Consider the following 422-nt stretch of genomic DNA (forward strand, 5'->3'; position numbering starts at 1 on the left):
CGTCACTACCTTACAGGAGCTAGGTAGGCTCTTGGGAGCTGCATCCCTGTCCTTACCGAGGAGCCCCGTGACCACCCCCGAGTCGCCCCAGCCCGTAGACGCCGTCGACGACGACAAGTCGCACGTCCCGCCGCTGACGACCCGCGTCGTCATCGCCGAGGACGAGGCCCTCATCCGCCTCGACCTCAAGGAGATGCTGGAGGAGGAGGGCTACTCCGTCGTCGGGGAGGCGGGCGACGGGCAGCAGGCCGTCGAGCTGGCCCGGGAGCACAAGCCGGACCTCGTCATCCTGGACGTGAAGATGCCGGTCCTCGACGGGATCTCCGCCGCCGAGAAGATCGCCGAGGAGTCCATCGCGCCCGTCCTCATGCTCACCGCCTTCTCGCAGCGCGACCTCGTCGAGCGGGCCCGGGACGCCGGGG

Annotated in this window: 1 protein-coding gene; it reads left to right on the top strand. The window is 69.4% G+C overall.

The annotated features are described in order from the left end of the window. Nucleotides 1-67: 67 nt before the first annotated feature. Nucleotides 68-422: response regulator (locus tag RM590_RS35745; protein WP_311708972.1), on the top strand; the 355-nt coding region annotated here is incomplete at its 3' end.

The organism is Streptomyces litchfieldiae (assembly GCF_031845365.1).
Taxonomy (GTDB): domain Bacteria; phylum Actinomycetota; class Actinomycetes; order Streptomycetales; family Streptomycetaceae; genus Streptomyces; species Streptomyces litchfieldiae.